The sequence below is a fragment of the Streptomyces sp. NPDC030814 genome (genome assembly GCF_055572155.1).
This window is the reverse complement of the sequence record NZ_JBVIDX010000008.1, coordinates 1-26,380: the sequence shown is the minus strand read 5'-3', so window position 1 is coordinate 26,380 and position 26,380 is coordinate 1. Positions and strand designations below refer to the sequence as shown.

The following is a 26,380-nucleotide window of genomic DNA, read 5'->3' as shown; positions in this document are numbered from 1 at the left end:
TCCATGACGGTGCTGGCCGTGAGCACCTTACTGGTGCTGGCCGGCTGCGCCACCGACGAGCCCACCACCGGTGCGTCGGGTTCGCCCTCCGCGAGCACCGGGTCGGGCACCGGGAAGCAGTCGAAGTTCTTCGTGCAGGCCGACTACGACAAGCAGCTCGCGCTCCTGGACGCCGCACCCACCGGGCCGGCCGGCAAGCCCTGGGAGCAGGCGCTCAACCCGTCGATGGTGGAGACCGCGAAGTTCAAGAAGCCCGGACCGTACAAGATCTGCTTCTCCAACGCGGGGCTGAACAACCCCTGGCGCCAGGTCGGTTTCAAGACCATGCAGGCCGAGGTCGACACGCACCGCGGCCGGATCTCCGAGTTCGTCCACGTCGACGCCGAAGGCAAGGACCAGAAACAGATCGCCGACATCAACGACCTGCTCGGCAAGGGCTGCCACGCGCTCATCGTCTCACCGAACACCACCGCGACGCTCACCCCGGCCGTGGAAGCCGCCTGCCAGAAGGGCCTGCCGGTCATCGTCTTCGACCGCGGCGTCGACACGACCTGCCCGGTGACGTTCATCAACCCGATCGGCGGCTACGGATTCGGCCACGTCGCGGCGGAGTTCGTCACCCAGAAGATGAAGCGAGGGGGCAAGGTGCTCGCGCTGCGCATCCTGCCCGGCGTCGACGTGCTGGAGACCCGTTGGTCCGCGGCGAAGCTCGCCTTCGACAAGGCGGGCGTCGACGTCGTCGGCGTCGAGTTCACCGACGGCGACCCGGCCAGGACGAAGAAGATCGTCAACGACTACATCCAGCGGTACGGCACGATCGACGGCGTCTGGATGGACGCCGGGGCGGTCGCGGGCGCGGCGGTCGAGGCGTTCGAGGACGCCGGCAAACCCGTGCCGCCGATCAACGGCGAGGACCAGCTCGACTTCCTGAAGCTGTGGAAGGACAAGAAGCTCACGGCGATCGCCCCGACCTACCCGACCTACCAGTGGCGCACCCCGATCATCGCCGCGCTGAAGATCCTTGACGGCGAGCAGGTGCCGAACCCGTGGAAGCTGCCACAGCCGACCATCACCCAGGACAACCTGGACGAGTACGTCGACCCCACCATGCCGCCGCTGCACTACGCGATGTGCGGCTGCACCGACCTGCCCGGTTACCCGCGGCGCTGGAAGTAGTCCGGTGTACAGGATCGGTGTCAACCCGTGGGTCTGGGCCTCGCCGGTCGACGACGAGGCCATGGCCGAGCTGGTGCCGCGGATCGCCGGGTTCGGTTTCGACGCGGTCGAGCTGCCGATCGAGCAACCCGGCGACTGGGACCCGGCCCGCACCCGGGACCTGCTGGCGGCGTACGGCCTGCGTGCGGTCGGCGTCTGTGCGGTCACCTCGCCCGGACGTGACCTCGTGAACGCCCCGCCGGAGGTCGTCGCCTCCACCGTGGCGTATCTGAAAACGTGTGTGGACAGTGCGGTGGCCGTCGGCGCGCCCTGCGTCGGCGGCCCCGTCTACGCCGCGGTGGGGCGGACCTGGCGCATGTCACCGGTGGAGCGCGCGGACTGCTACACGGACGTCCGCCGCGCCCTGCGGCCAGTGGCCGACTACGCGGGGGAGCGGGGCGTGAGCATCGGCGTGGAAGCCCTCAACCGCTATGAGACGAGCGTCGTCAACACGGTCGAGCAGACGGTGGAGCTGATCGACGGCCTGCCCGCGAACGTCGGTCTCATGATCGACACCTATCACATGAACATCGAGGAGGCTGACCCCTACGAGGCGCTCGTCACGGCGGGTCCGTACATCAAGCACGTCCAGGTCAGCGGCACCGACCGCGGCGCCCCGGGCGCCGACCACTTCGACTGGCCGCGCTTCCTCGCCGGCCTGGCCGCGACCGGCTACGGCGGGGCGGTGTGCATCGAGTCGTTCACCGCGCAGAACGAGGCCATCGCCACCGCGGCCTCGATCTGGCGGCCGCTCGCCCCGTCGCAGGACAACCTCGCCCGCGACGGGCTGTCCTACCTCCGAACCGTCCTCCGCGGACTGGAAAACGCTCCCTTGACCGGGTGAAGGGGGGTCGCTTTGGTTTCCCAACGACGCCACACGTCATACGAATTGGCCCACGGGAACAGCACTACGGTCCGACCGGTCTGTGCACCGGCCGCCGTACAACTCTCCGACAGTACGGCGGTCGGCGCCGAGCGAAGCGCAACGCCCACGCCCGAACATCGTGTTCCCTCCGCGAGCCCTCATTCCCGCACGCCGAGTAGCCAGGTCGCGCGGTCATCCCCTTCCGCCCGGGAACCGGCATAAGGAGAAAACGTGTTCACCACTCGCTCGACACGAACGCGGCTTCTGGCAGGAGCCGCCACAGTCGGTTTGGCCGCGACCGCCGTGATGGCGTTCCCCGCGCCCGCATCCGCAGCTCCCCGCACCGTGTACGTCTCGCCGTCCGGCACCGGCACCGACTGTTCCAGCACGCAGCCGTGTTCACTGACGGCCGCGCAGGCGGCGGTGCGATCGCTCAACGACACCATGTCGGACGACATCGTGGTGCAGTTGGCCGACGGTGTGTACCGGCTGGCCCAACCCTTGCGGCTGACGGCGGAGGACTCCGGCTCAGGCGGCCACACGGTCGTGTGGCAGGCCGCCCCCTCGGCGCGTCCGGTGATCACCGGTGCCCGGGCGGTCACCGGCTGGTCGGTGGCCGACACAGCCAAGAACATCTGGAAGGCCGACGTGCCCGCCGGTCTCGACGCCCGGCAGCTCTATGTCAACGGCACCGTCGCCACCCGGGCACGCACACAGGTGAACAGGGCCGACTTCACGGCGTCCAACGCCGGAATGAGGTTCTCGAGCGGTGCGCTGAGCTATCTGAACAACCTGGCCAACCAGAGCCGGATCGAGGTGGAGAGCGTCAACTCCTTCACCGACCGGTACTCGCCGGTGCAGAGCATCAGCGCGAACTTCATCACGATGCAACAGCCGGCGTGGAACAACAACAACTTCGGCTACGACACCCTCATGCGGCCGCACCGGGCCGGTCCGTTCTACCTGTCCAACGCGTACGAGTTCCTGGACTCGCCCGGTGAGTGGTATCTCAACCCCACGGCCGGAGCCTTGTACTACATCCCCCTGGCCGGACAGAACATGAGCACCGTCAGCGTGGAACTGCCGACGCTGCAGTCGCTGGTGGACGTCGGGGGCACGTACAGCGAGCCGGCGCACCACATCACGTTCAGCGGGATCACCTTCACCGGTACGAGCTGGCTGGGCCCCAGCAGCAACCAGGGTTACGCGGACCAGCAGACCGGCGCCTACATGGCCGGCAACTGGAGCTGGCCGGGCTTCGACTCCTGCCACAACGGCTGCACGCAGTTCGAGGCCGCCCGGCCACACTGGTCGCAGATGCCGGCCGCCGTGCAGATCTCCGCCGCCGACACCGTCACCTTCAGTGACTCCCGGTTCGTCAACCTGGGCCAGACGGCCATCGGTATCGGCAACGACGCCAACGCGCACGCCAGCGGCGTCGGCCTGGGCGCTCGCAACATCACGGTGACCCGGTCGGAGATCGCCCGGAGCTCAGCCGGTGGCATCCTCGTGGGCGGTGTACGCGCCGACGCCCACCATCCCAGCGACCAGCGCATGGTCAACAGGGACATCACGATCAGCAACAACCGCATCCACGACCTCGGGGCGGACTACCGGGGCATCGTCTCTGTCCTGACCACGTACGTCACCAACAGCACCGTCGCCCAGAACGAGGTCTACAACATGCCCTACTCCGGCATGTCGATCGGGTACGGCTGGGGCGCCAACGACGCGGGCGGCAGCAACCACTATGCCAACCGCGGCCTGTACAACTACCAGCCGCGCTACACGACGCCGACCACCGCGTCCAACAACCGGCTCATCGGCAACTACATCCACGATGTCATGCAGCAGATGAACGACGGTGGCTGCATCTACACGCTCGGATGGAACCCGAGCGCGCTGATCAGCCGGAACCACTGCCTGCGGACCAACGGATACTTCGGGGTGTACTTCGACGAGGGCTCGAAGTACTACACGGCCACCAACAATGTCTTCTCGAGCACCGGTACGTGGGCGACGGCCAACTACTGGGGTGGCGAGAACATGGGGAACTGGACCGTCACCGACAACTGGTCCACCAACGGCAGCACGAACGTGACCAACGGGGACCGCGGCAACGTGGTCTCCGGCAATGTCACGGTGACCAACGGCAACTGGCCTTCCGGTGCCCAGGACGTGATGGCGTCCGCCGGACCGCGGGACACCACCCCACCGCCGACAACGGCCCAGCAGATCGTGGGCGCGCAGTCCGGCCGCTGCCTGACCGTCCCCGGCGCCGGCACCACCAACGGCACCCAGACCCAACTCCAGGACTGCACCGGCGCAGCCGGCCAGACCTGGACCTACACCGCCGGCAGACAACTGACCGTCCACGGCGGCAAGTGCCTCGACGCCAGCGGAGGCGGCACCACCAACGGCACCCCGGTCATCATCTGGGACTGCAACGGCCAGAACAACCAGCAGTGGAACGTCAACCCCAACGGCACCATCACCGGCGTCCAGTCCGGACTGTGCCTCGACGCCAACGCCGGCGGCACCGCCAACGGCACCAGGATCACCCTCTGGTCCTGCCACGGCGGCAGCAACCAGCAGTGGGCACTGCGATAGCGGAATCAACGCCTCTCCGCTCCTTCGGGACAGGAGCGGATGCCGGCGGTGGGGCCCGAGTGGGCGCGGGCCCCACCGCACCTCGGTGGATCCGTGGACCCCTGCTGTATACGGCACGCCGCCGCGGAGCCCTGCCGACTGTGGAACGTCGCGTAATTCCCCAGCCGGAACTTCACGGAATGGGCCAGAGGCATCTCGGCGCCGACGCCTTCGTCCCCATGCGGACGCCGGAGCTGCTCCTCGTTCCCCACGGTCGCCAGGGTTTCCGGGCCGCCTGATAGCCGCCGATCATCAGGGCTGGTCAGGGCGGTCAAGGGTGGGCGAATGCCCAGCGCGGAGCGCCGCCGAAGGCGCCCTTGAGGGCACTGTCCAGCCCCACACTCAGCAGTCGGGCGGCCCGTCACCGGCCGCAACCAACTGGGGAATTGCGTGGAGCTGAAGGTGCCTCTGATGGGGAATTGCATGAACGCTCACACCGACCCCTCCCCCTCGTAGCGCGAGCCGCTGGACGCGGTGCCGGTGACTCCGGCTCTTTCCGGTCGTTCAGCGGAGTGTGTCAAGGCCCGGGCCCCTTCGGCCACCAGCTTGATCCTGCCCTGCCGATCCCGCCGGCGGGTCAGTCGCCTCCAGGGGGTCCTTTCACCAGGAGTGTCCGACCCGGGCGGGCATAGTGAAAGGACCTCTAACGCCGCAGCCGGGTCGGCTCGCCCGGCCCGCTGCGGCGCACCACCCACGCCTCGGTGATGTGGGTGAACATCGCCTCGGCCGCACCCTTGGGGTCGTGCCCGGCGATCCGCTCGTAGATGCGCCGATGGCCGTTGTTGGACGCGACGCAGAAGGCGCGGCCGGTTCGCCCCACGTAACGGGCGGAGTCGATGACCTGGCGCTCCAGCGAACGGACCACGGCACGTCCGATGCGGTTCCCCGACGCCTGCATGACGGTGTCGTGGAACGCACGGTCCTGTTCGTGGTAGGAAGCGGGGTCGTCGACGAGCTCATCCATCCGCTCCACCAGACCGCGCAGTTGGTCGATCACCTCGGCGTCCGCCAGGCGGGCGGCGACGTTGGCCATGTCGGACTCCAGCACGCGGCGGGTCGCGACGAGGTGATCGAGGATGGCCAGGCTCTCGTCCTCGGCGATGGTCGCGCCGAGGACCAGCTCGTCAAGCATGTTCCACATCGCCGGCGGGGTGACCATCGTGCCGGCGCCCTGGCGGACCTGCACCAGCCCCTTCTCCTGAAGTATCTTCACCGCCTCGCGGACCACGGTGCGGCTGACCGAGAAGGTCGCGCAGAGCACGGGCTCGGGCGGTAGCGGCGAACCGGACGGATGGACTCCACGGACGATCCGATCCACCAGTTCGGCGGTGACCGCGGCGGCGAGGTTCGCCGGGCGCCGGCTCCAGGCGGGGGCCTCGGAGGCCTCTGCGGATGACTGCGGTACTGCCGTCATGACACCCCCCAGGACCCGTGCCATACCACGGATGCTCGCCTACTATACGGCATCCCTGTTGACGTCATACGTCATACGAGTTACATACGTCATACGAGTTGCGTTCCTCCTCAACCTCAATCGCCGGACAGCCGGCCTCCTCAGGAGAGTGGGGCAGCAATGAAGCAGCGAACACCGTGGTCGGCGATCCTGGTTGCCGGGCTCGTCGTCTTAGCCGGCTGCGGAAGCGCCTCCGACCCGGATTCGGCGTCCGGTGGTTCGAAGGGCAAGCTCGTCGTCTGGGACTGGAAGTCCGGCGACGCCACAGCGTCCTCGTACGTCAAGAAGGCCAAGGCCGACTTCGCCAAGCAGCATCCCGACGTGACGGTCGAATTCGTCGCGCAACCGTTCGATCAGTACTACACCCTGCTCGGAGCCGCCATCCAGGCCGGCAAGGGGCCGGACGTCATGCTCTTCAACGGCGGCGGGCAGATCCGTGACCGCGCGGACTCCCTTCTGCCGTTGGACGAGTACGTCCGTGACGACAGGAAGCGGCTGGCCGGGTGGGAGGCCTTCACCAAGGACAGCAAGACCTACGCCGCTCCGGTGACATTGCAGGGTCACCCGATCTACTACAACAAGTCGCTCTACCGGAAGGCAGGGCTGGACCCGGAGCGGCCGGCCACCGGCTGGGACGAGTTCGTCGCCAACTGCCGGACCATCACCGAGGCGACCGGTGCCAGGTGCTTCGCCCAGGGCAACAAGGAAGGCATCGGTATCCAGTTCTTCCTGTCCGCGTTCGGCTCGGGCATCCTGTCGCCCACGGAGTACGACGACTGGATCGCCGGCAGACGAGACTGGTCCTCGCCGGCGGTCAAGCGGGTCTTCTCGCTCTGGAAGGAGGCCAACGACAAAGGCCTGAACAACGACGGGGCGAACTCGACGGCGATGTTCAACGACGCGTTCGCGGTGTTCCAGTCCAAGAAGTCCGCCCACGTCATCGGGTTGATGTCGGACATCGGGCACTGGAAGGACTTCGCCGAGTTCCTCGACGCCGGCGATGTCGGCGTCATGAAGTCGCCGGTCGTCACGGCCGGCGCCACACCGAGCCTGCCCTACGACGGCGGCATCGGCTACGCCGTCGCGAAGTGGACCAAGGACCCCGAGGTCGCCGCCGACCTGGTGCGCTCCCTGACGTCGACCGACGCACTGAAGTCGTTCTACGCCGACGCGGGAGCCATCGCGGCCGACCGCACCGTGGACGTCTCGAGCGGTGGCCCAGCCGTCGCCACCATCGTGTCCGAGATCGACCGTGGCAAGCCCGCCCTGCACGTGGCCCTGCCGTCCAGGACCGTGGACCTGATGGGGCGGCTGTCTCAGCAACTGCTGAGCGGATCGGTCACGGTCGACGCGGCGGTCAAGCAGCTGTCGGCGTCCGAGCAGGCGGGCTGAGGCCATGTCACCCATGGATGCGTCGGTCCGCGCTGCTCAAGGAGGACGGACCGACGGGGCGCCAGCAGGTGGGGCGGCAGGTGGCCGCGGCCCTGCGTCGAAATCTCCGCGAGTCCGAAACGGCCGGCGCGCCGAACGCTTCGCCCCCTACGTCCTGGTCGCTCCCGCTGCCCTGGTCATCGTGGTGCTCCGGCTGTGGCCACTGGGATTGGGTGTCAGCTTCTCCTTCACCGGTGACGGCGAACGCAACGGCGCCACGGTGGGGCTCGACAACTACGCGGAGCTCATCGACGACCCGCTGTTCCGCACCGCGTTGAGCAACGTCGGACTGCTGGTGCTGCTGCTGCCGGTCGCGGTCGCGATCCCGGGACTGCTCGCCACCTTCATCCACCTGAGGGTGCCAGGACACCCGTTCTTCCGGAGCGTCTACTTCTTCCCGGCTGTGCTCTCACCGGTGATCGTCGGCGCGATCTTCAACCTGCTCCTGGCCGTCGACGGTCCGCTGAACGCAGTACTCGGCGGCTCAGGGGTCGGCCCGGTGGACTGGCTGGGCGATCCCGACGTAGCCATCTTCGCCGTCGTCGGCGTGCACATCTGGGCGACGTCAGGGATGGCGCTGGTGGTGTTCCTGGCCGGGTTCTCGACCCTGGACTCCGCACTCCTGGACGCCGCCCGGGTCGACGGCGCCTCGCTCGCGCGGATGATCTGGCACGTCATCATCCCGGGGCTGTCCCGCACCATCCAGTTCGTCGTCGTCACCACGATGATCGGGATGCTGACCTCGATGTTCGGACTGCTCTACGTCATGACCAGTGGCGGCCCGGAAGGGTCCACCTACCTGCCGGAGTACTACATCTGGGTCCAACAGGGGCAGATGAGCCGCCCGGCGCTCGCATCGGCCGCGTCCACAGTCCTCTTCCTCATCATGCTGGTCGTGGGCCTGCTGCAGGTCGGCCTGCTGCGCCGGGCAGGGAGGGAGGACTGATGTCCCGCCTGGGGCCGAGCAGATGGCTGGTCGCCGTGCCGATGGTGCTCCTCGCCCTGGCGACGGTCTACCCGCTGCTGTTCACCGCCAACGTCGCGATGAAGACCCGCCGGGAGTACATCCTCGACCGGTTCTCCCTGGCAAGCACGCTCCAGTGGGACAACCTCGGCACCGCGTGGAACAGCGTCGGCATGGGGCGGTACTTCCTCAACTCCGTGCTGGTGGTGGCCTGCGCCGTGGCGCTGTTGCTGCTCATCGGGTCCATGGCCGGGTTCGCGCTGGCCCAGATGCGGTTCCGTGGCTCGTCCGCGCTGGCTCTGGTCTGCCTCGCGGCACTGTTCATCCCGTTCCAGGTGATCATGGTGCCGCTGGCCAGGATCATGGCCGACGGCGGTCTCATCGACACCTATCCGGGGCTGATCCTCGCCTACGTCGCGCAGTTCCTGCCGTTCACCGTCTTCTTGATGACGAGCTACTACCGAGCGGTGCCCAGCGAGCTCGTCGACGCCGCACGCATCGACGGAAACACCCTGTACGGCGTCTACCGGCGCATCATGCTGCCGATGGGTGCTCCGGCACTGCTGTCGGTGGGCATCCTCGACGCGCTGTTCTGCTGGAACGACGTGCTCATCTCACTGCTGATGATGCCGTCGGCCGACCATCGCACCCTGATGGTGGGCATCACCTCACTGCGCGGCCAGTACTCAGCCGACATCCCCACCTTCGCAGCCGGTGTCCTGATCGCCGGGCTACCCGTGTTGGTGACCTACCTGTTCCTGCAGCGCCAGATCGCCGACGGCGTGACGGCCGGCGCCACGAAAGGCTGACGCATGCGCATCACCGGGTACAGAACCCTGACCACGGCGCAGGAGTGGGGCCGTCCTGTCGGTGACGCCAACGGCGTCTACGCCGACGGCCTGGTGCCCGTGCCGGTCGTCATCGTCGAGACCGATGAGGGGATCACCGGAGTCGGCCTGGGACCGCACGTGGAAGCCGAGGTGATTTTCGCCGCCATCGACGGGCAGGACCCGCGCGCGGTGACTGCTCTCTACGACCGCATGCTGCGGCACACCTTCAAAGCCGGGCACGCCGGCGTGGTGTTCGGCACGATCGGTGCGTTCGACACGGCGTTGTGGGACATCAAGGCACAGGCCGTGGGTGAGCCGCTGTGGCGGTTGCTCGGCGGCAACGACCGCATGGTCCACGCCTACGCCTCCGGCCTGGACATCGGCCTCACCGACGACGAACTCGTCGCTACCTACCAGGTCTATGCCGAACGCGGCCTGAGGGCGGCGAAGCTCAAGGGAGGCCTGGACATCGAGCGTGACCGGCACCGGCTGCTGCTCGTACGCGAGGTGTTGACCGAGGCCGCGCACGGGACCCGGCCAGGGCTCATGCTGGATGCGAACGAGTCCTGGAGCCGCAAGCAGGCGGTACGCCACGTCGGTGAACTGGAACGCACACTCGACCTGACCTGGATCGAGGAGCCGGTCCGGCGCTGGGACGCCGACGGCCTGGCCGCTGTCAGCCGTGGCGTACGGACGGCGGTCGCCAGTGGGGAGAACCTCACCGGCCTCGAGCAGTTCCGCCCGCTGATCGCGGCGGGCGGCGTCGACATCGTCCAGACGGCCGCGGTCTGGGGAGTCACCCACTTCCTGCGCGTCGCCGCGCTGGCGCACGCCTATGACCTGCCGGTCAGCCCGATCGGCAACACGCCTGTCGCGCTGCTGCACGCCGCGACGTCGGTGCCCAACCACCTCGTCAGCGAACTGCAGGGCCTGCAGCCGCCGATCGGCGTCGCGATGGACCTGCACGTCGAGGACGGCGCCTTTGTGCTCGGCGACACGCCGGGCCTGGGCATCCGGATCGACGAAACGGAGATGACCGCGGCCCGTCAGCGAACGGCACACGCACCCGAGGGACCGCACATACGGCCGGAGCAGGCCGGCCGGCGGCTGCTCGCGGTCACCCCTGGACCATGCCGATCCACCGCGGAAGGGACATTGGACACCATGGGGATGGAGGATCGATGAAGGCGGTTGTCCACCGCGGGGTCCGCACCCTCGAGATCGGGAGCCGGGTCGCCGGGGCGTCGGCCCTGGTGAAGGAGCGGGGCGAGTGCGGCGCCGACGTCAACACCATCGCACCGGGCTACATCGCCACCGACAACACCGAGGTGTTACGCGCGGACCCCCAGCGCAACCAGGTGATCCCCGGCCGGATCCCGGCCGGCCACGGGAGACGCGCCGACGATCTCGCCGGCGCCGCGGTGTTCCTCGCCTCCCCGGCGTCGGACTGTGTCCACGGCATCGTTGTCGTCGATGACGGATGGCTGGGGCGATGATGGGCCGTCCAGCATTACCAGCCAGCCGCGCCCGAGTCGATCGTATGCGTGAACCCGAGGGCGGCGACGTGCGCGGCACCTGGGGCGGCCTTGCCCGAGGCAACGTGTACGGGCTCGTGACGCGAGCCGGCCGAGCCGACGAGACGAGCCTGGTCGTCGCCGCACAGGCCGGCGATCCACGAGCGCTCGACGACCTGGCCGCGACGTACCTGCCGCTGGTGTACGCGATCGTGCGCAGGGCGCTGGGTGAGCTCGCGGACGTCGACGACGTGGTGCAGGAGACGATGCTGCGGGCCCTTCCCGAGCTGCGCACGTTGCGCGCCCCGGTGTGCTTCCGGCCCTGGCTGGCCACCATCGCGACACGACAGATCAGCACCCATCTGCACCGGCGGCAGGCGGACGCCGAACGGACCGCCCCCCTGGACGAGATGACGGATCCGCCGGACGCCGACGCCGAGAACCTGGCCCTGATTCACGTCGAGCTGTCAGGTCATCGCCGAAAGACCGTACGCGCCAGCCGATGGCTCGACCCGGACGCCCGGGCACTGCTGTCGCTGTGGTGGCTGGAGACCGCGGGCCGGCTGACGAGGGCGGAGCTCGCGGCGGCGCTGGGAACGAGCGTGGCTCACGCGGGTGTGCGCGTCCAGCGGATGCGCAACCAGCTGGAGCTGAGCCGGTCACTCGTCGCCGCGCTGGAAGCCAGCCCTCGGTGCCCACAGCTGACCGCCGCGCTGGGGGGCTGGGACGGAGTACCGAGCACACTGTGGCGTAAGCGCATCACCCGGCACACCCGATCCTGCGCGGAGTGCGGCCGGGCCGCCGACGAACTGGTACCCCTGGAGCGGCTGAGCGTCGACTTGGCGCTGCTCCCCTCCCGCTGGCGTGGTCGGCCATGGTGCTCGACAAACAGGCGCTCGCCGGGGCGGCCGAGAATGCCGTCGTGACGGGAGCCGAGTCGGCCGAGGCGGGCTCCGAGCCGGTTGCCGCGTTCAAGGCCGGGTTGCCCGGCAAACTCGTCCGAGGGACGCGAGAGTCGAAACCCACGTCTTCGCGTTCGGCGACGGCGCAGTGCTTCTCGGCACTATGGCGACTGCGACTGTTCAAGCCGGCCGCCGATAACGAAAACTGCCGCGATTTACACGCGCCTGTCACTCCGATTCGCCGCCTGAAAAGGTTATGAGGCGTGGCCGTCAATAGTCTCGCTTCTCCGGTCGGTCGCACGACGGATCAGGCCCACATATATCGACGGCTCCCTCTTGAATGGACCATGACAATCTGTCAATCTTCTAGTCGTCGACGCGCAACGTTCCGCATTCATGACCTGTGAAAGCGGAAGCCAAAAGGAATCCACGGATTGCTGGCGCCAGCACAGTGAGGTGCCTCCGACTTCGAAAGGTGCCGACGATGAACGAATTCGTGCACTCGCGGCGTCCACATGGGGCGCCTCGGCGGCGGAGAAGGGCCGCCGCTGTGGCGCCGCGGTCGGAACGTACAAGTGCTCCGACAGCACCTGCATGTCGGTTCTCAACCACGATTTCAACAGCGTCGTCGCCGAGAACGAGATGAAGTGGGACGCCACCGAGCCGCAGCGGGGTGTCGTCCACCACAGCGGCGGAGACCGCATCGGCATGCCCGGGCCAACGGCATGAGCGTGTGCGGCCACACGCTGCTCCGGCACGCCCAGCAGCTCGGCCGGGCGCGGGGCCTGTCCGACGGCGATCTGCGCAACGCCGCCATCAACCACGTGACGCAGGTGGTTCGAAGGCGGGGCGGTGCACAGGATCCAGGGCCAGGAGCGGTACCTGCTGGTGCAGGAGGCGATCGGCTCGGATGGTCGCCGCTGGTACCGGTCGTTCACCTCGGGCAGCCTCGGCGGTTCGTGGACGCCACACCTGGCGACGGAGTCGAGCCCGTTCGCCTGCTCCAACAACGTGACGTGCTCGGGCCCGGCGTGGGCTCAGGACTTCAACCACGGGGAGTTGGCCGGGGCGGTGACGACCAGACCCTGCCGTTGAAGCCCGTGTACGTGGCAGTTCCTGTGCCAGGGCATGGACCCGAACGCCGACGGCGGCTGCGTGTCCCTGCCGTGGCGGGTGGGGCTGCTCACCCAGACCGACTCCACCTGCTGACCGGAGATCCGGGCGAAGCCGGGGAGCGAGGCTTTCCAGGCGCCACGTCGGGGGGCATGACGCTGACGTGCCCGCTACGTGAGCGATCTGGGAGGGGGCCGGCGCGGAGAGGGCAAACTCCGCGCCGGCTCGGCCGGCTGCCGCAGACGGCCGACTTCGACCGATCCTGCACACCGCAGACGTGACCACACCGCCAACCGGGAAGGCGCGGCCATGCCCGTCGACGGCGCGGACACGGACAGAGGTCGGCGCGACTGCACGGCCTTGCGTGTCTGCGGGGGATGCGAGGCCGTGAGGCCGACCGGCACGGACGACGCGAGCGGGCGGGTCGCGGACGAGTGGAGCGGGCGGGTCGCGGAGCGACCGTCGGGGGGCGCTGACCTGTTCGCCGCCGCCGGGCGTCGGTGCGGCAGAGCCGAGCCACCGGATGCCCCCGGCTGGACGGCCGACGACGCGGCGCGGGCCGTCCTGCTCGCCGCGCTGTCCGTCGGGGACCGTTCCGATCTGCCCCGGGGTCGACCCGCGGCGCGGCTGGGACTTCGGCTCCACCGGCCACGGCGACGTGCCCCGGGAGGACTGCTTCCGGGCGTTGAACGCGATCGGCTGCGACGGGCAGATCTCGCAGCCGGTGGCCGGCCTGCGGCTCGTCGGAGAAGACGGCGTACGGCCGTCGGTTTCGCACCGGCGGTTTGTCATCACCGAAGTCAGTGACCTGCTCCAGTCCGTGAAGGGAGAACGACATGTCCGAGGTGACACGCAGACGGTTTCTCGCCGCCGGGGCGGCGGCCGGAGCAGGGATCGTGCCGGGTGGGTGGACTGCCACTGCCAGGGCCGGCTCGGCCCCGCCGCCAAAGGTGCTGGCCGCCGACGACCTCTCCCTTTGGTATGACAAGCCGGCCGGCACGGACTGGCTGCGGGCACTGCCGATCGGCAACGGGCGCCTCGGCGCGATGGTGTTCGGCAACGTCGACACCGAACGCCTGCAGCTCAACGAGGACACCGTCTGGGCCGGCGGTCCGTACGACTCCGCCAACACCCGCGGCGCGGCCAACATCGCGGAGATCCGGCGGCGAGTCTTTGCGGATCAGTGGGGGCCGGCGCAGGACCTGATCAATCAGACGATGCTGGGCAGTCCGGCCGGACAGCTGGCCTACCAGCCGGTCGGAAACCTTCGGCTCTCCTTCGGCAGCGCTACCGGTGCGTCGCAGTACAACCGGACGCTCGACCTCACCACCGCCACGGCCACCACGACCTACGTGCTGAACGGGGTGCGGTACCAGCGTGAGGTGTTCGCCAGCGCACCTGACCAGGTGATCGTGGTCCGGCTGACGGCCGACCGGGCCAACTCCATCGCCTTCACCGCCACATTCGACAGTCCACAACGGACTGCGACGTCCAGCCCGGACGGGGCCACGATCGCCCTCGACGGCACCTCCGGCACCATGGAGGGCATCGCCGGGCGGGTCCGGTTCCTCGCCCTGGCCAACGCCGCCGTGACGGGCGGCACGGTCAGCAGCTCGGGCGGCACGCTGCGGGTCTCCGGTGCCACCAGCGTGACGGTGCTGGTGTCGATCGGCTCCAGCTACATCAACTTCCGGAACGTCGACGGCGACTACCAGGGGATCGCGCGAAGCCGCCTCAACGCTGCCCGCAAGGTCGATATCGGTGAACTGCGCAGCCGGCATCTCGCCGACTATCGGGCATTGTTCAACCGGGTGTCGGTCGATCTGGGACGTACGACGGCGGCCGACCAGCCGACCGACGTGCGGATCGCACAGCACGCGCAAGTGAACGATCCGCAGTTTTCCGCCCTGTTGTTCCAGTTCGGCCGGTATCTGCTCATCTCATCCTCGCGACCGGGCAGCCAGCCGGCGAACCTGCAGGGCATCTGGAACGACCAGATGGCTCCGTCCTGGGACTCGAAGTTCACCATCAACGCCAACCTGCCGATGAACTACTGGCCCGCCGATACGACGAACCTGTCCGAGTGCTTCCTCCCGGTCTTCGACATGATCAACGACCTGACCGTGACCGGCGCCCGGGTGGCCCAGGCGCAGTACGGCGCCGGCGGCTGGGTGACCCATCACAACACCGACGCGTGGCGGGGCGCCTCGGTCGTCGACGGAGCGCAGTGGGGGATGTGGCAGACCGGTGGCGCGTGGCTGGCCACCCTGATCTGGGACCACTACCTGTTCACCGGTGACCTCGACTTCCTCCGCTCGAACTACCCGGCCCTGAAGGGCGCCGCCCAGTTCTTCCTCGACACCCTGGTCGCCCACCCGACGCTCGGACACCTGGTCACCAACCCGTCGAACTCTCCTGAGCTCCCTCACCATGCGAACGCCACCGTCTGCGCGGGGCCCACCATGGACAACCAGATCCTGCGCGACCTGTTCAACAGCGTCGCCCGCGCCGGCGAAATCCTCGGTGTGGACGCCGCCTTCCGCGCCAAGGCAGTGGCGGCCCGGGACCGGCTGGCGCCGATGCGGGTCGGCTCCAGGGGCAATGTCCAGGAGTGGCTCGCCGACTGGGTGGAGACCGAGCGGACTCACCGGCACGTCTCCCACCTGTACGGTCTGCATCCGAGCAACCAGATCACCAAGCGCGGGACACCCCAGTTGCACGAGGCCGCGCGGCGGACGCTGGAGCTGCGCGGTGACGACGGGACGGGATGGTCACTCGCATGGAAGATCAACTTCTGGGCCAGGTTGGAGGACGGCGCCCGGGCCCACAAGCTGATCCGGGACCTGGTGCGCACGGACCGGCTCGCGCCCAACATGTTCGACCTGCACCCACCGTTCCAGATCGACGGCAACTTCGGCGCCACCTCGGGTATCGCGGAGATGCTGTTGCAGAGCCACAACGGCGAACTGCACGTGCTGCCGGCGCTGCCGGCCGCCTGGCCCACCGGGCGCGTGAGCGGACTGCGCGGCCGCGGTGGATACACCGTCGGCGCCGAGTGGAGCAGCGGCCGGATCGAGTTGGTTGTCACACCCGACCGAAACGGTGCCGTCCGGGTGCGCAGTCGGATATTCGCCGGCGACTTCACGCTGAAGGACGACTCGAGCGGCGAGCCGGTCCAGCCGAAGCGGCTCGAGGTCGATCTCATCGAGTTCACCGGCCAGGCCGGCCACACCTACCGTGCGTCCGCACGCAGGTCGGGGCCCGTGGAGGCCGGCGTGGCCTACCGGCTGGTGGCCCAGCACAGTGGCAAGGCTGCCGACATCAACGGCGCCTCCACGGCTGCCGGTGCGCGGCTGATCCAGTGGCAGATCAGTGCCGGTGCCAACCAGCACTTCGAGTTCCTGCCCTCCGACGACGGGCACTACAAGATCCGGGTTGGGCACAGTGGTCTGGTCCTGCACGTCGCCAGTAGCAGCAGCGGCGCCGACGTCACCCAGCAGCCGGATACCGACGCCGCCGGCCAGCAGTGGCGGTTGGTCGACCACGGCGATGGCGTGATCAGTCTGGTCAACCGGCACAGCGGCCTCGCCCTGGACGTGTGGGAGTCCTCCACCGCCGACGGAGCCCGCATCTCCCAGTGGGCAGCCACTGGCAGCACCAACCAGCGATTCCAGCTCCACCGCATCCAGGGCGAACTGCGGCGCGACCAACCAGCGAGAGCCATGTCACCGAGCAGCGAGGGAGTCGCATGATGTCGATCCATAGATGGTTCTTTGGACGAGCAGTGGTAGCGGCATTGCTCGTTCTTGCCATGGCCGGCATGGCAGGAGTCAGTGCTGCGGCCAGCACGTCGCCCACCGCCCGGGCGACACTTGCGGGGACTGCCGGATGCGGACGTGCCCCCACACTGACGAACGGTACGCACACGATTCAGAGCAGCGGTAAGAATCGCTCCTTCATCCTGAGCATCCCTGAGAACTACGACAACACCCGCCAACATCGATTAATCTTCGGATTCCACTGGTTGGGTGGCACCGCCGGGCAAGTCGCCGGCGGCGGAAGCGATGGCGATGTCTATGCCCACTACGGACTCCGACGACTGGCGAACAACAGCGCGATCTTCGTTGCTCCGCAGGGCATCAACAACGGCTGGGGCAACTCCGGCGGCGAGGACGTGACCTTCGTCGACGACATGATCAGGCGTATCGACAACGACCTCTGTGTCGACACCGCGCAGCGCTTCGCCCTCGGGTTCAGCTACGGCGGAGCCATGAGTTACGCACTCGCATGTGCCAGGCCGAACGTTTTCCGTGCGGTCGCCGCGATTGCCGCGCCTGGGGGGATCAGCGGGTGCAGCGGGGGCACCCAGCCCTTCGCGTACATGGGAATCCACGGCATCAATGACAACATCGGCGCCGGACGCGGGATGCGGGACAGGTTCGTCAGGAACAACGGCTGTACTCCCCAGAACCCGTCGGAGCCCGCGCCGGGCAGCCGCACCCACATCACCACCGCCTACTCGGGCTGCCGAGAGGGGTATCCGGTCGTCTGGGCCGCGTTCGACGGAGGTCACCAGCAAGGCCCCGTGGACGGGTGCGCCGGCTGTGAGAGCGGCGCCAGGAGCTGGGTCAAGCAAGAAGTCTGGAGCTTCTTCACGGGTGCTGTCCCGGACCCGACTCCCACCCCGCCCGACCCGAGCACATTCCGGCTGCGGAGCCAGTCCGCGGACCGATGCCTGGACGTCAGCGGTGCCGACTCGTTCAACGGCGCCCAGATGATCATCTGGGACTGCCACACCGGCACCAACCAGCATTTCACCCGGACCGGACAGACCCTGCGGGTGATGGGCAGATGCCTGGATGTGCCGAGCAACGCCGCCTCCGGCGCCCGAGCACGGATCTGGGACTGCACCGGCGGCGCGAACCAGCAATGGAATGTGAACCTCGACGGAACCGTCAGCAACGTCCAGACCGGACTCTGCCTGGACGTCAACGGCGGCAGCACCGCCAACGGCGCTGCGGTGATCGTGTGGAGCTGCCACACCGGTGTCAACCAACGCTGGGCCCGAGCGTAAGCGGAGGTGTGAAGGCGGCCGCAGTGGTCGCGGCCGCCTTCATCTCCAGTGGGCCCGGCCTTTCGCCGGGGATGGCGGTCGTCGCGGGAGCCCGGTCCGGTGCCGGCGGAGATGTCGTGGGGGTGGCGGGTGCCGTCGAATCAGCCACTCGGAGGAGAGCCCCGGGCCACACGCCCGCATCCTGCACGGTGCCCAGCTGTGGGTCGCCCTGCTGGACGGGCACCGGCACGCCGACCCGCGCTTCGAGCACCACGCCGAACTGCCGGTCGTCACCGCGCCCGGCCCGAGCGCCACGCTCACCCTGGGCCTCGCTCGACGGCGCCACGTCACCCGGCACCACGTTCACGCCGATCGTCGGCGCCGACCTCACCCTCACCCGGGGCGCCGACCTCCGCCTCCCCCCGAACCCGACTTCGAGTACGCGGTCCTCTCCATGTCGGGCGAGGCCCACGTCGACGGGGTGCCCGTCGTCTGCGGCTCCCTGCTCTACCTCGGCTGGCGGCTGCGGCGGCACCGAACTCCCCCTCCGCGCCGACCCCGACGCGTCCCTCATGCTCCTCGGCGGCGAGCCCTTCGAGGAGGAGCTGATCATGTTCTGGAACCGGATCGGGCGAACTCGGGAGGAGATCGAACAGGCTCGCCGGGACTGGATGGAGGGCTCCCGGTTCGGGGAGGTGAAGGGCTACGACGGGGCTCCACTGCCCGCGCCGGAACTGCCGCCGGTGCCGTTGAATGCGCGGGGAAGGGTGCGCTGACCCGCGGGAACGCCCGTGCGTCGGTGGTCGTCGGCGGAAGGCGGTCGGGTCGTCATTCCTGCCCTCCTCCGGATGTCTGTCGGAAGGCGTCCGAACAGTCCGGTTGGCTCAAGGCGGTGCGGTTGGGTGATCCCACGGTGTGACAGTCCGTGGGCGGCACGGCAGAACTCTTTCCCGCCCCGCGCCGAGTTGGCCGTTGGATGACGCGTCGTCAGGTCGGCGTGCGGGGATCCCCTCCCGGTTTCGGTGCGTGCCTGGATGTTCGCAGGTCCGGTGGTCTCGGGGCCGGTGGCCGCCAGGCTGTCGGTCGAGTCAGCCGTTGCGGAAGGACAGCGTCCCCACGCCGCCGGCAGCGATCAACGCGGTCGCGGTCGCCCGCAACCTGATGTCCGAGGCCGATGCCCGGCGTGGTGAGGAGTCGGTCGTATCGAGGTTGCCGCGCCGGGGCGGTGTGCTCGTAGACGCGGCAGGGTCCTTGAGATGCCCTCTGAGGCGATCTTCTCGCCGGGTCGCTCGGGTGTGCTGGGGTCGTCAAGAGGCGAGTCTCAGCCCGCGAAGCTCACGCGTGGCCGTCTCGTCGTGCTGCAGGGCCTGCGCTCGGTCGATGTCCGAACCTCACTCACTGCCCGGCCCCAGGTGTCCGTACGGAGCGGTTCGCCCAACCCTGGCCGGCCCGACCGGGCGTCAACCGGGCGCAGGCGTGCGTGTAAAAGACATTTTCAGGGGTCCGTGACGGTGATACCGAAGACGTACTCGTCTGCTCCGTGTTTGTCCCCGCAGTGGTGTTTGTTGCCGCCTCGCACGAGCTGACGCAGCGTGCGTCTCCTGTTTTCCGGAATGGCGTTGGAGTCGGGTGGAAGCCCCGCCCCCGACCCGTGTGGGGCGATGCGGTTCCCCGATGCTTTGCCATCAAACCATATGCGTCTTGTCGTTACCAGGTCGTTATCTTCGCCGTCGGAGGCCGGCGCAGGTCGACGTCGTCGCATGTGGGCGGTCACGTTACGCTTGTCCACTCTTCGGCTGAAAGTGCAGACGGCAGTGTTGCGTCAGGCGCACCCTTTCCGTCCGTGACACATCCCCGCCACACCCGCGCAACACGGGCTGCGGGTGTGCATGCTGCGCCCGTGCGGTGCGGGCTTGACCGTACCGAACCGGTCCACCGAACGAAGCTACGCGCGATGACCGAACCCGCCGTACGGGGGCACCGCAGTATTTCGCCGTCGCCCCCGACCATCGTTGACTCCTTACACACGGTCGACCTAATGTCACCGGCAGCGGTGCAGAAAAAGAATGGAAAATTCGTCGCAGCGGCTTTCTGCTCTGCCTTCCGCTGTTAAAAAGCATTTCCCGTTGACGTTCAGGAGAGGAATTCCATGCTCCCCTACGCCGACAGGTCGGCAATGGTCAGTGGCCTTCCCGAAGCATCGCGCAATACACGCGGAGGAGACCGGCGGCACAGTGCCCCGCCTCACGTCACCGGCATGGCGAGTCTGGACGCCGGCCTCAAGATCGAAGCGGCGAACGCCGACTTCTTCCGGCACGTCGCCCGGCCCTCCACGGAGATCTGCGGACGCAGCATCTACGACGTCCTGCACCCGAGCGCACGCAACGTCCTGCCCAAGCACTTCACCCGCCTCTCGAACGGCCACGGCAGCCGCTTCGTCGAGCGCGTGGTCGCCATGCGCGGGCACGACCGGGTCTTCTCCGCGGAGATCACCGGCATAGCCGTCAAGGGAGAGGGGGACGACCTGTCAGGTGTCGTCGTCCTGATGAGTCCGGAGGACGAGCCGGCCGAGGCCGCGGAGCGACCCGCCAAACCGACGCCGGTGCTCACCGCCCTGGACGCCTGCATCCTGGAGGGCGTCGCCACCGGCGCCTCGACCATCCAGCTCGCCTCGCGCCTCTACCTCAGCCGACAGGGCGTGGAGTACCACGTCGGTCTGATGCTGCGCCGTTTCAAGGCACCCAACCGCGCCGCGCTCGTCTCCCGCGCCTACTCCACGGGCGTCCTCACGGTCGGTAGTTGGCCGCCCCGTGTCGTGCCCGACTACGTGAAGTGACCCCCGGCGCCGCGTGCCGCCACCGGATCCCCAGGCCCGCCTGGGGAGTCCGGAGCCTGGCGCCCGCGGCCCCGGTGAGGTCACCGACGGCGCGCCCGCCCCACTCAGCGGCGGTGACCGCCGACACCCTCGTCGTCGGCGTCCTGCCACGCCATATGCACATACGGGCCGTCGCTGATCTGCACGACCTCCCGCCCACGCCTGCTCCCGTGCAGCACCGACGACCGAACCCCGGCCCCGGTGACATCCTCCATGTCCAGCTGGAACCGGTCGAGATCGTTCATCAGTCTGCGGACGTACGGTGAATCACCGTTCGCCAGCCGCAGCGAATCCAGGCTGCCACGCAGCCTGACCAGGGCGTCACGCAGGTCCGCGAGTTCCGCGTTCGTCATGAAATCCCTCCGCCTCCTCCGGACCGGCCGAAGATCCGTCGCGTACGCCGACCCGAGACCGGACACATCGCCGCCGCCCCCTTGCGGGCGGTGCTGCCCATTCAGAGGGGAGAACCCCGGTGCGCGCAACACCGGAGGCCGTACCCCCGCCCATGTCTGGGCGTTTCCCGAAACACACCGCCCCTGCGCGGCCCTCGCATCCCGCGGTCGGGCATGAATCTAGGGGCCGCCCTAGTCCATGCGCCCCTAGCGTGAGTAACCCGGCGCTCCGTGATCCGCCGTCCGACCCCTGACCGGCCGGCGCGGGCCGCCGGCTACGCCGTGCGCCGTACGCATGCCGTACCCGTCGACTGCGGTCCACACGTGCTGGGCCAACAAGCTGGTGGAGTGGAATGAGCGAGTCAGAACGCACACGGTACGGGCTCAACGCCGCGCCCCAGCGGCCCATCGCCATCGTCGGCCTGGCCTGCCGACTGCCGGGCGCGTCCTCCCCCGACGGCTTGTGGCGCCTGCTGCGCGACGGCGACAGCGCCGTGCATCCGACTCCCGCCGATCGCCCGCTCCTTGCCGCTGCCTCCACCGAGGACGCGTCCGGGGACGGCGTACCTCGCTGGGGCGGGTTCCTCGACGAGGTCGACTGCTTCGACGCCGGTTTCTTCGGTCTCTCGCCACGCGAGGCGGACGCCACGGACCCCCAGCAGCGCCTCGTCCTCGAACTCGCCTGGGAAGCCCTGGAGGATGCCCGCATCCTGCCCGAACAAGCCCGCTCCACCAGCGCGGGCGTGTTCATCGGGGCAGCACACGACGACTACGCCACCCTGCTCCACGCGCTCGGACCCGAAGCGGTCACCCACCAGTCCTTCACCGGCACGCACCGCGCCCTCGTCGCCAACCGGCTCTCCTACCTCTTCGGCCTGCGCGGCCCCAGTCTCACACTCGATTCGGCGCAGTCGTCCTCGCTCGTGGCCGTCCACCTCGCCTGCGAAAGCCTGCGCAGCGGTGACAGCGACATCGCCATCGCGGGCGGCGTCAACCTGCAACTCGCCCCGGAGAGCAGTCTCTACCCTCACCGCTTCGGCGCCCTCTCGCCCGACGGCCGTTGCTACACCTTCGACGCCCGCGCCAACGGGTTCGTCCGGGGCGAGGGCGGCGGTCTCGTCGTACTGAAGCCACTCGACCGGGCCCTCGCCGACGGCGACCCCATCCGCGCCGTCATCCGCGGCAGCGCCGTCAACAACGACGGCGGTGGTGACACGCTCACCGCTCCCGACGCGCGAGCCCAGGAAGACGTCATCCGTCGAGCCCTGCGCAACGCAGGGACGGCCGCGTACGACATCCAGTACGTTGAACTCCACGGCACCGGGACGCCGGTCGGAGACCCTGTCGAGGCGGCCGCCCTCGGCGCGGCACTCGGCGAGGGGCGGCCCTCCGACGAGCCCCTGCGCGTGGGCTCCCTGAAGACGAACGTCGGCCACCTCGAGGGCGCGGCCGGAATCGCCGGCCTGGTCAAGACCGTACTGGCACTTCAGCACCGCGAACTTCCGCCCAGCCTGAACTACCGGACACCCAACCCGAACATCCCTCTCGACGCTCTCCGGCTCCGCGTTCAGGACAGCACCGGCCCGTGGCCCCGCCCCGACCTGCCCCTCATCGCAGGAGTGAGTGCCTTCGGGATGGGCGGCACGAACGCGCATGTGGTGGTGGAGGAGGCTCCGGCGGTGGTGGTGCCGGGGGCTGAGTCCGGGCATGAGGATGTGGCGCCGGTGTTCGTGGCGGGTGGTGTGGTGCCGTGGGTGGTCTCGGGTCGTGGTGGGGACGCGCTTGCGGGTCAGGCCGGTCGTCTGACCGTGGTCGGTGGGGATGTCCGGCCGGTGGATGTGGCGTGGTCGTTGGCGGCGACGCGTACGGCGTTCGAGAACCGGGCCGTGGTGCTGGGTGGTGAGTCGGGCGAGCTTGTTGCCGGGCTGGGTGTGGTGGCCGCTGGTGAGGTGGCCGGTTCCGGTGTGGTGCGGGGTTCGGTGGCGGTCGGGGCTGACCGGGTGGTGTTCGTGTTCCCGGGTCAGGGTGCGCAGTGGGTTGGTATGGGGCGTGAGTTGTGGGATGCCTCGCCGGTGTTCGCGGCGTCGATGGAGGCGTGTGAGGCGGCGCTCGCTCCGTTTGTGGGGTGGTCGTTGAGCGATGTCGTGCGGGGTGGTTCTGAGCTGGCTGAGGTGGATGTGGTGCAGCCGGTGTCGTGGGCGGTGATGGTGTCGTTGGCGGCGGTGTGGCGTGCGTGTGGTGTGGTGCCGTCGGTGGTGGTGGGTCATTCGCAGGGGGAGATCGCTGCGGCGGTGGTGGCGGGTGGTCTGTCGTTGGAGGACGGGGCGCGGGTGGTGGCGTTGCGTTCGCGGGCGATCAGGGCGATCGCCGGACGTGGCGGCATGGTCTCGGTGCCGCTGGCGCTCGCCGAGGTTGAGGAGCTGCTCGGGGAGTGGGTGGGTCGGGTTGATGTTGCTGCGGTGAATGGTCCGGGTTCGGTGGTGGTGGCCGGGGACGCGGATGCGCTGGATGAGCTGGTGGCGCACTGCGAGGACAGCGGTATCCGGGCGCGTCGTGTTCCGGTGGACTACGCCTCGCACACCTGGCATGTGGAGGCGATCGAGGACGAGTTGGCGCGGGTTCTGGGGCCGGTGGTTCCGCGGTCGGGTGAGGTGCCGTTCTTCTCGACGACCGAGGCCGGGTTCGTGGACACGGTGCGTCTGGATGGGGGGTACTGGTATCGGAATCTGCGTCAGCGGGTGCGTTTCGCGGACGCGGTCAAGGGCCTGGTGGAGCAGGGCTATGGGGCGTTCGTCGAGGTCAGTTCGCATCCGGTGCTGGGGATGGCGGTCCAGGAGGCCGCCCCGGACGCGGTCGTGACGGGCACTCTGCGCCGTGACAAGGGTGACGCTCACCGTTTCCTGACCTCGCTGGCGGAGGCGTGGGTGCGGGGTGTTCCGGTCGACTGGACGGCGGTCCTGGCCGGCCAGGACGCCCGCACCATCCCGCTGCCGACCTACGCCTTCCAGCGCCGGCGCTACTGGTTCGACGGTGGTACAACCCGTCGTCCCACTCATACTCACGGGGAACTTGGCGAGTCGAACGAAAACGTCGTACCTCTGCCCGGGCGCCCCAATGACTGGTTGCAGCGGATCCGTGCCCACGCTGCCGCCGTGCTCGGGCATGCCACCGCCGGTGAGGTCGACTCGGCCCTTACTTTCAAGGCGCTCGGCTTCGACTCCGCGACCTCGGTCGAGCTGCGCAACCGGCTGGTGGCGGACACGGGACTCTCCCTGCCGGCCTCTGTGCTCTTCGATCACCCCACTCCTCAGGCACTCGCCCGCCATGTGGGCGAACAGTTCCACGGAGGCGGCGAATCGGCTCCGCGGCCTGTTGCGGACTCTGTGCCGGCCTTGGACGACGACCCCATCGCCATCGTGGCCATGGCCTGCCGTCTGCCTGGTGACATCCGCACACCGGAAGAGCTGTGGGAACTGCTCGCCGCCGGTGGTGACACGATCTCCGGTTTCCCTGCCGACCGGGGATGGGACCTGGGCGAACTGTACGACCCCGACCCTGAGCAGCACGGGACCACCTACGCGCGCTCCGGGTCGTTCCTCTACGACGCCGGTGACTTCGACCCCGGGTTCTTCGGTATCTCGCCGCGTGAGGCCGTCGCCATGGACCCGCAGCAGCGGCTGCTGCTGGAAGCCTCCTGGGAGGCATTGGAACGAGCGGGAATCGACCCTGAGACGGTCCGTGAGCGCGACGGCGGAGTGTTCGTCGGACTCATGCAGCAGGAGTACGGTCCCGGACTGCACCGAGCCCCCGAGTCCGTCGACGGCTATCTCCTGACCGGTACCTCCTGCAGCGTGGCCAGCGGTCGGATCGCCTACGTCCTCGGCCTGCGCGGACAGGCGGTGACGGTGGACACGGCGTGCTCGTCATCGCTGGTCGCGCTGCATCTGGCGGTCCAGGCGCTGCGCTCCGGTGAGTGCTCGTTCGCGCTGGCCGGAGGCGCGACCGTGATGGCAGAGCCCGGCATTTTCGTGGAGTTCAGCAGGCAGCGGGGTCTTGCGCCGGACGGTCGTTGCAAGCCGTTCGCGGCGGGTGCGGACGGCACCGGCTGGGGCGAGGGTGTGGGTGTGCTGTTGCTGGAGCGGCTGTCGGACGCGCGGCGCAATGGTCATCCGGTGTTGGCTGTGGTGCGTGGGTCGGCGATCAACCAGGACGGTGCGAGCAATGGTCTGACCGCGCCCAACGGTCCTTCGCAGGAGCGGGTGATCCGGGCGGCGTTGGCCAACGCCCGGCTGAGTGCTGATCTCGTGGACGCGGTGGAGGCGCACGGAACGGGGACGACGCTGGGCGACCCGATCGAGGCGCAGGCGCTCCTCGCCACCTACGGACAGGACCGGGACCCGGAACGCCCTCTGCGGCTGGGCTCGTTGAAGTCCAACATCGGTCACACCCAGGCCGCCGCGGGTGTGGTCGGCGTGATGAAGATGGTGCTGGCCATGCAGCACGGCGTCCTTCCGCGGACGCTGCATGTCGACGAGCCGACTCCGCATGTCGACTGGTCGGCGGGGTCGGTGTCGTTGCTGACGGAGGCGGCGGAGTGGCCGCGGGCCGAGGGGCGTCCGCGCCGGGCCGGTGTGTCGTCGTTCGGGATCAGTGGGACGAACGCGCATGTGGTGTTGGAGGAGGCTCCGGCGGTGGTGGTGCCGGAGGCTGAGCCCGGGCATGAGGATGTGGCGCCGGTGTTCGTGGCGGGCGGTGTGTTGCCGTGGGTCGTCTCGGGTCGTGGTGGGGACGCGCTCGCGGGTCAGGCGGGGCGTCTTGCGTCGTTCGTGGAGTCGGTCGGTGGGGATGTCCGGCCGGTGGATGTGGCGTGGTCGTTGGCGGCGACGCGTACGGCGTTGGAGAACCGGGCTGTGGTCCTGGGAGTGGAACAGGACGATCTGGTCCTTGGGACCGGCGCGCTGGCGGCGGACGACGGTGTGACGCCGTCGTGCGTGGTGAGGGGACGGGCTGCTCGCACTGGCGACGGCACGGTGTTCGTGTTCCCGGGTCAGGGTGCGCAGTGGGTTGGTATGGGGCGTGAGTTGTGGGATGCCTCGCCGGTGTTCGCGGCGTCGATGGAGGCGT

At 68.8% G+C, this 26,380-nt stretch carries 17 protein-coding genes and 2 pseudogenes; 16 read left to right on the top strand and 3 right to left on the bottom strand.

What is annotated here, in order from left to right; genetic code table 11:
• Window positions 1-3: 3 nt before the first annotated feature.
• Window positions 4-1,176, top strand: a complete 1,173-nt coding sequence (locus ACZ43N_RS18625; protein ID WP_468098673.1) for a substrate-binding domain-containing protein — start codon at window positions 4-6, stop codon at window positions 1,174-1,176.
• Between the two features lie 4 nt (window positions 1,177-1,180).
• On the top strand, window positions 1,181-2,059 hold the full coding sequence (locus ACZ43N_RS18620) for a sugar phosphate isomerase/epimerase family protein (RefSeq protein WP_468098672.1): 879 nt from the start codon (window positions 1,181-1,183) through the stop codon (window positions 2,057-2,059).
• Between the two features lie 179 nt (window positions 2,060-2,238).
• On the opposite strand, the gene ACZ43N_RS18615 is transcribed toward ACZ43N_RS18620, so the two are convergent.
• Window positions 2,239-2,526 carry a hypothetical protein gene (locus ACZ43N_RS18615; protein WP_468098670.1) on the bottom strand — a complete coding sequence of 96 codons (288 nt, stop codon included), beginning with the start codon at window positions 2,524-2,526 and terminating at the stop codon, window positions 2,239-2,241.
• On the opposite strand from ACZ43N_RS18615, the gene ACZ43N_RS18610 reads away from it, so the two are divergent.
• On the top strand, window positions 2,525-4,690 hold the full coding sequence (locus tag ACZ43N_RS18610; protein WP_468098668.1) for an RICIN domain-containing protein: 2,166 nt from the start codon (window positions 2,525-2,527) through the stop codon (window positions 4,688-4,690). The two genes, ACZ43N_RS18615 and ACZ43N_RS18610, sit on opposite strands and share 2 nt — an antisense overlap.
• Before the next feature lie 682 nt (window positions 4,691-5,372).
• Here the strand turns inward: ACZ43N_RS18610 and ACZ43N_RS18605 are convergent.
• Window positions 5,373-6,143 carry a FadR/GntR family transcriptional regulator gene (locus ACZ43N_RS18605; RefSeq protein ID WP_468098666.1) on the bottom strand — a complete coding sequence of 257 codons (771 nt, stop codon included), beginning with the start codon at window positions 6,141-6,143 and terminating at the stop codon, window positions 5,373-5,375.
• Between the two features lie 159 nt (window positions 6,144-6,302).
• Here ACZ43N_RS18605 and ACZ43N_RS18600 point away from each other — a divergent pair, with 159 nt between their 5' ends.
• The 12 genes and pseudogenes from ACZ43N_RS18600 (at window position 6,303) to ACZ43N_RS18545 (ending at window position 20,825) form a co-directional block, all read left to right on the top strand.
• Window positions 6,303-7,574 (top strand): ABC transporter substrate-binding protein, encoded by a 1,272-nt coding sequence (locus ACZ43N_RS18600; RefSeq protein WP_468098665.1) that lies wholly within the window; start codon window positions 6,303-6,305, stop codon window positions 7,572-7,574.
• 184 nt (window positions 7,575-7,758) lie between these two features.
• A complete protein-coding gene (locus ACZ43N_RS18595; protein WP_468099045.1) occupies window positions 7,759-8,559 on the top strand; it encodes a carbohydrate ABC transporter permease in 801 nt (266 codons plus the stop codon).
• Entirely contained in the window at window positions 8,559-9,386 is an 828-nt protein-coding gene (locus tag ACZ43N_RS18590) for a carbohydrate ABC transporter permease (protein ID WP_468098663.1), read from the top strand. The genes ACZ43N_RS18595 and ACZ43N_RS18590 overlap by 1 nt, the downstream gene beginning before the upstream one ends.
• A gap of 3 nt (window positions 9,387-9,389) precedes the next feature.
• Window positions 9,390-10,592 carry a mandelate racemase/muconate lactonizing enzyme family protein gene (locus tag ACZ43N_RS18585; RefSeq protein WP_468098661.1) on the top strand — a complete coding sequence of 401 codons (1,203 nt, stop codon included), beginning with the start codon at window positions 9,390-9,392 and terminating at the stop codon, window positions 10,590-10,592.
• A complete protein-coding gene (locus ACZ43N_RS18580) occupies window positions 10,589-10,903 on the top strand; it encodes an SDR family oxidoreductase (RefSeq protein ID WP_468098660.1) in 315 nt (104 codons plus the stop codon). Before ACZ43N_RS18585 ends, ACZ43N_RS18580 begins: the two co-directional genes overlap by 4 nt.
• A gap of 44 nt (window positions 10,904-10,947) precedes the next feature.
• Window positions 10,948-11,847 (top strand): RNA polymerase sigma factor, encoded by a 900-nt coding sequence (locus tag ACZ43N_RS18575; RefSeq protein ID WP_468098659.1) that lies wholly within the window; start codon window positions 10,948-10,950, stop codon window positions 11,845-11,847.
• A gap of 372 nt (window positions 11,848-12,219) precedes the next feature.
• A complete protein-coding gene (locus ACZ43N_RS18570) occupies window positions 12,220-12,552 on the top strand; it encodes an endo-1,4-beta-xylanase (protein WP_468098658.1) in 333 nt (110 codons plus the stop codon).
• Between the two features lie 117 nt (window positions 12,553-12,669).
• A pseudogene (locus ACZ43N_RS18565) lies at window positions 12,670-12,918 on the top strand (non-reducing end alpha-L-arabinofuranosidase family hydrolase); the annotation flags it as partial.
• Between the two features lie 854 nt (window positions 12,919-13,772).
• Window positions 13,773-16,688, top strand: coding sequence for a glycosyl hydrolase family 95 catalytic domain-containing protein (locus ACZ43N_RS18560; RefSeq protein ID WP_468098657.1), 2,916 nt, complete (start codon window positions 13,773-13,775; stop codon window positions 16,686-16,688).
• On the top strand, window positions 16,685-18,010 hold the full coding sequence (locus tag ACZ43N_RS18555) for a ricin-type beta-trefoil lectin domain protein (RefSeq protein ID WP_468098656.1): 1,326 nt from the start codon (window positions 16,685-16,687) through the stop codon (window positions 18,008-18,010). The genes ACZ43N_RS18560 and ACZ43N_RS18555 overlap by 4 nt, the downstream gene beginning before the upstream one ends.
• A 133-nt stretch (window positions 18,011-18,143) precedes the next feature.
• Window positions 18,144-18,765: pseudogene (locus ACZ43N_RS18550) on the top strand (pirin family protein); the annotation flags it as partial.
• A gap of 1,481 nt (window positions 18,766-20,246) precedes the next feature.
• Window positions 20,247-20,825 carry a helix-turn-helix transcriptional regulator gene (locus tag ACZ43N_RS18545; protein ID WP_468098655.1) on the top strand — a complete coding sequence of 193 codons (579 nt, stop codon included), beginning with the start codon at window positions 20,247-20,249 and terminating at the stop codon, window positions 20,823-20,825.
• Between the two features lie 104 nt (window positions 20,826-20,929).
• On the opposite strand, the gene ACZ43N_RS18540 is transcribed toward ACZ43N_RS18545, so the two are convergent.
• A complete protein-coding gene (locus ACZ43N_RS18540; protein ID WP_468098653.1) occupies window positions 20,930-21,217 on the bottom strand; it encodes a hypothetical protein in 288 nt (95 codons plus the stop codon).
• A gap of 392 nt (window positions 21,218-21,609) precedes the next feature.
• Between ACZ43N_RS18540 and ACZ43N_RS18535 the strand changes: the two genes are divergently transcribed.
• Window positions 21,610-26,380 (top strand): beta-ketoacyl synthase N-terminal-like domain-containing protein (locus ACZ43N_RS18535; protein WP_468098652.1); only part of this gene is annotated, 4,771 nt, incomplete at its 3' end.

Excerpts from the sequence above, each read along its gene's own strand:
- ACZ43N_RS18625 (WP_468098673.1), top strand. The coding sequence starts at position 4 with ATGACGGTGCTGGCCGTGAGCACCTTACTGGTGCTGGCCGGCTGCGCC.
- ACZ43N_RS18610 (WP_468098668.1), top strand. The coding sequence starts at position 2,525 with ATGTCGGACGACATCGTGGTGCAGTTGGCCGACGGTGTGTACCGGCTG.
- ACZ43N_RS18615 (WP_468098670.1), bottom strand. The coding sequence starts at position 2,526 with ATGGTGTCGTTGAGCGATCGCACCGCCGCCTGCGCGGCCGTCAGTGAA.
- ACZ43N_RS18605 (WP_468098666.1), bottom strand. The coding sequence starts at position 6,143 with ATGACGGCAGTACCGCAGTCATCCGCAGAGGCCTCCGAGGCCCCCGCC.
- ACZ43N_RS18600 (WP_468098665.1), top strand. The coding sequence starts at position 6,303 with ATGAAGCAGCGAACACCGTGGTCGGCGATCCTGGTTGCCGGGCTCGTC.
- ACZ43N_RS18590 (WP_468098663.1), top strand. The coding sequence starts at position 8,559 with ATGTCCCGCCTGGGGCCGAGCAGATGGCTGGTCGCCGTGCCGATGGTG.
- ACZ43N_RS18585 (WP_468098661.1), top strand. The coding sequence starts at position 9,390 with ATGCGCATCACCGGGTACAGAACCCTGACCACGGCGCAGGAGTGGGGC.
- ACZ43N_RS18580 (WP_468098660.1), top strand. The coding sequence starts at position 10,589 with ATGAAGGCGGTTGTCCACCGCGGGGTCCGCACCCTCGAGATCGGGAGC.
- ACZ43N_RS18575 (WP_468098659.1), top strand. The coding sequence starts at position 10,948 with ATGCGTGAACCCGAGGGCGGCGACGTGCGCGGCACCTGGGGCGGCCTT.
- ACZ43N_RS18570 (WP_468098658.1), top strand. The coding sequence starts at position 12,220 with ATGACCTGTGAAAGCGGAAGCCAAAAGGAATCCACGGATTGCTGGCGC.
- ACZ43N_RS18560 (WP_468098657.1), top strand. The coding sequence starts at position 13,773 with ATGTCCGAGGTGACACGCAGACGGTTTCTCGCCGCCGGGGCGGCGGCC.
- ACZ43N_RS18555 (WP_468098656.1), top strand. The coding sequence starts at position 16,685 with ATGATGTCGATCCATAGATGGTTCTTTGGACGAGCAGTGGTAGCGGCA.
- ACZ43N_RS18545 (WP_468098655.1), top strand. The coding sequence starts at position 20,247 with ATGGCGAGTCTGGACGCCGGCCTCAAGATCGAAGCGGCGAACGCCGAC.
- ACZ43N_RS18540 (WP_468098653.1), bottom strand. The coding sequence starts at position 21,217 with ATGACGAACGCGGAACTCGCGGACCTGCGTGACGCCCTGGTCAGGCTG.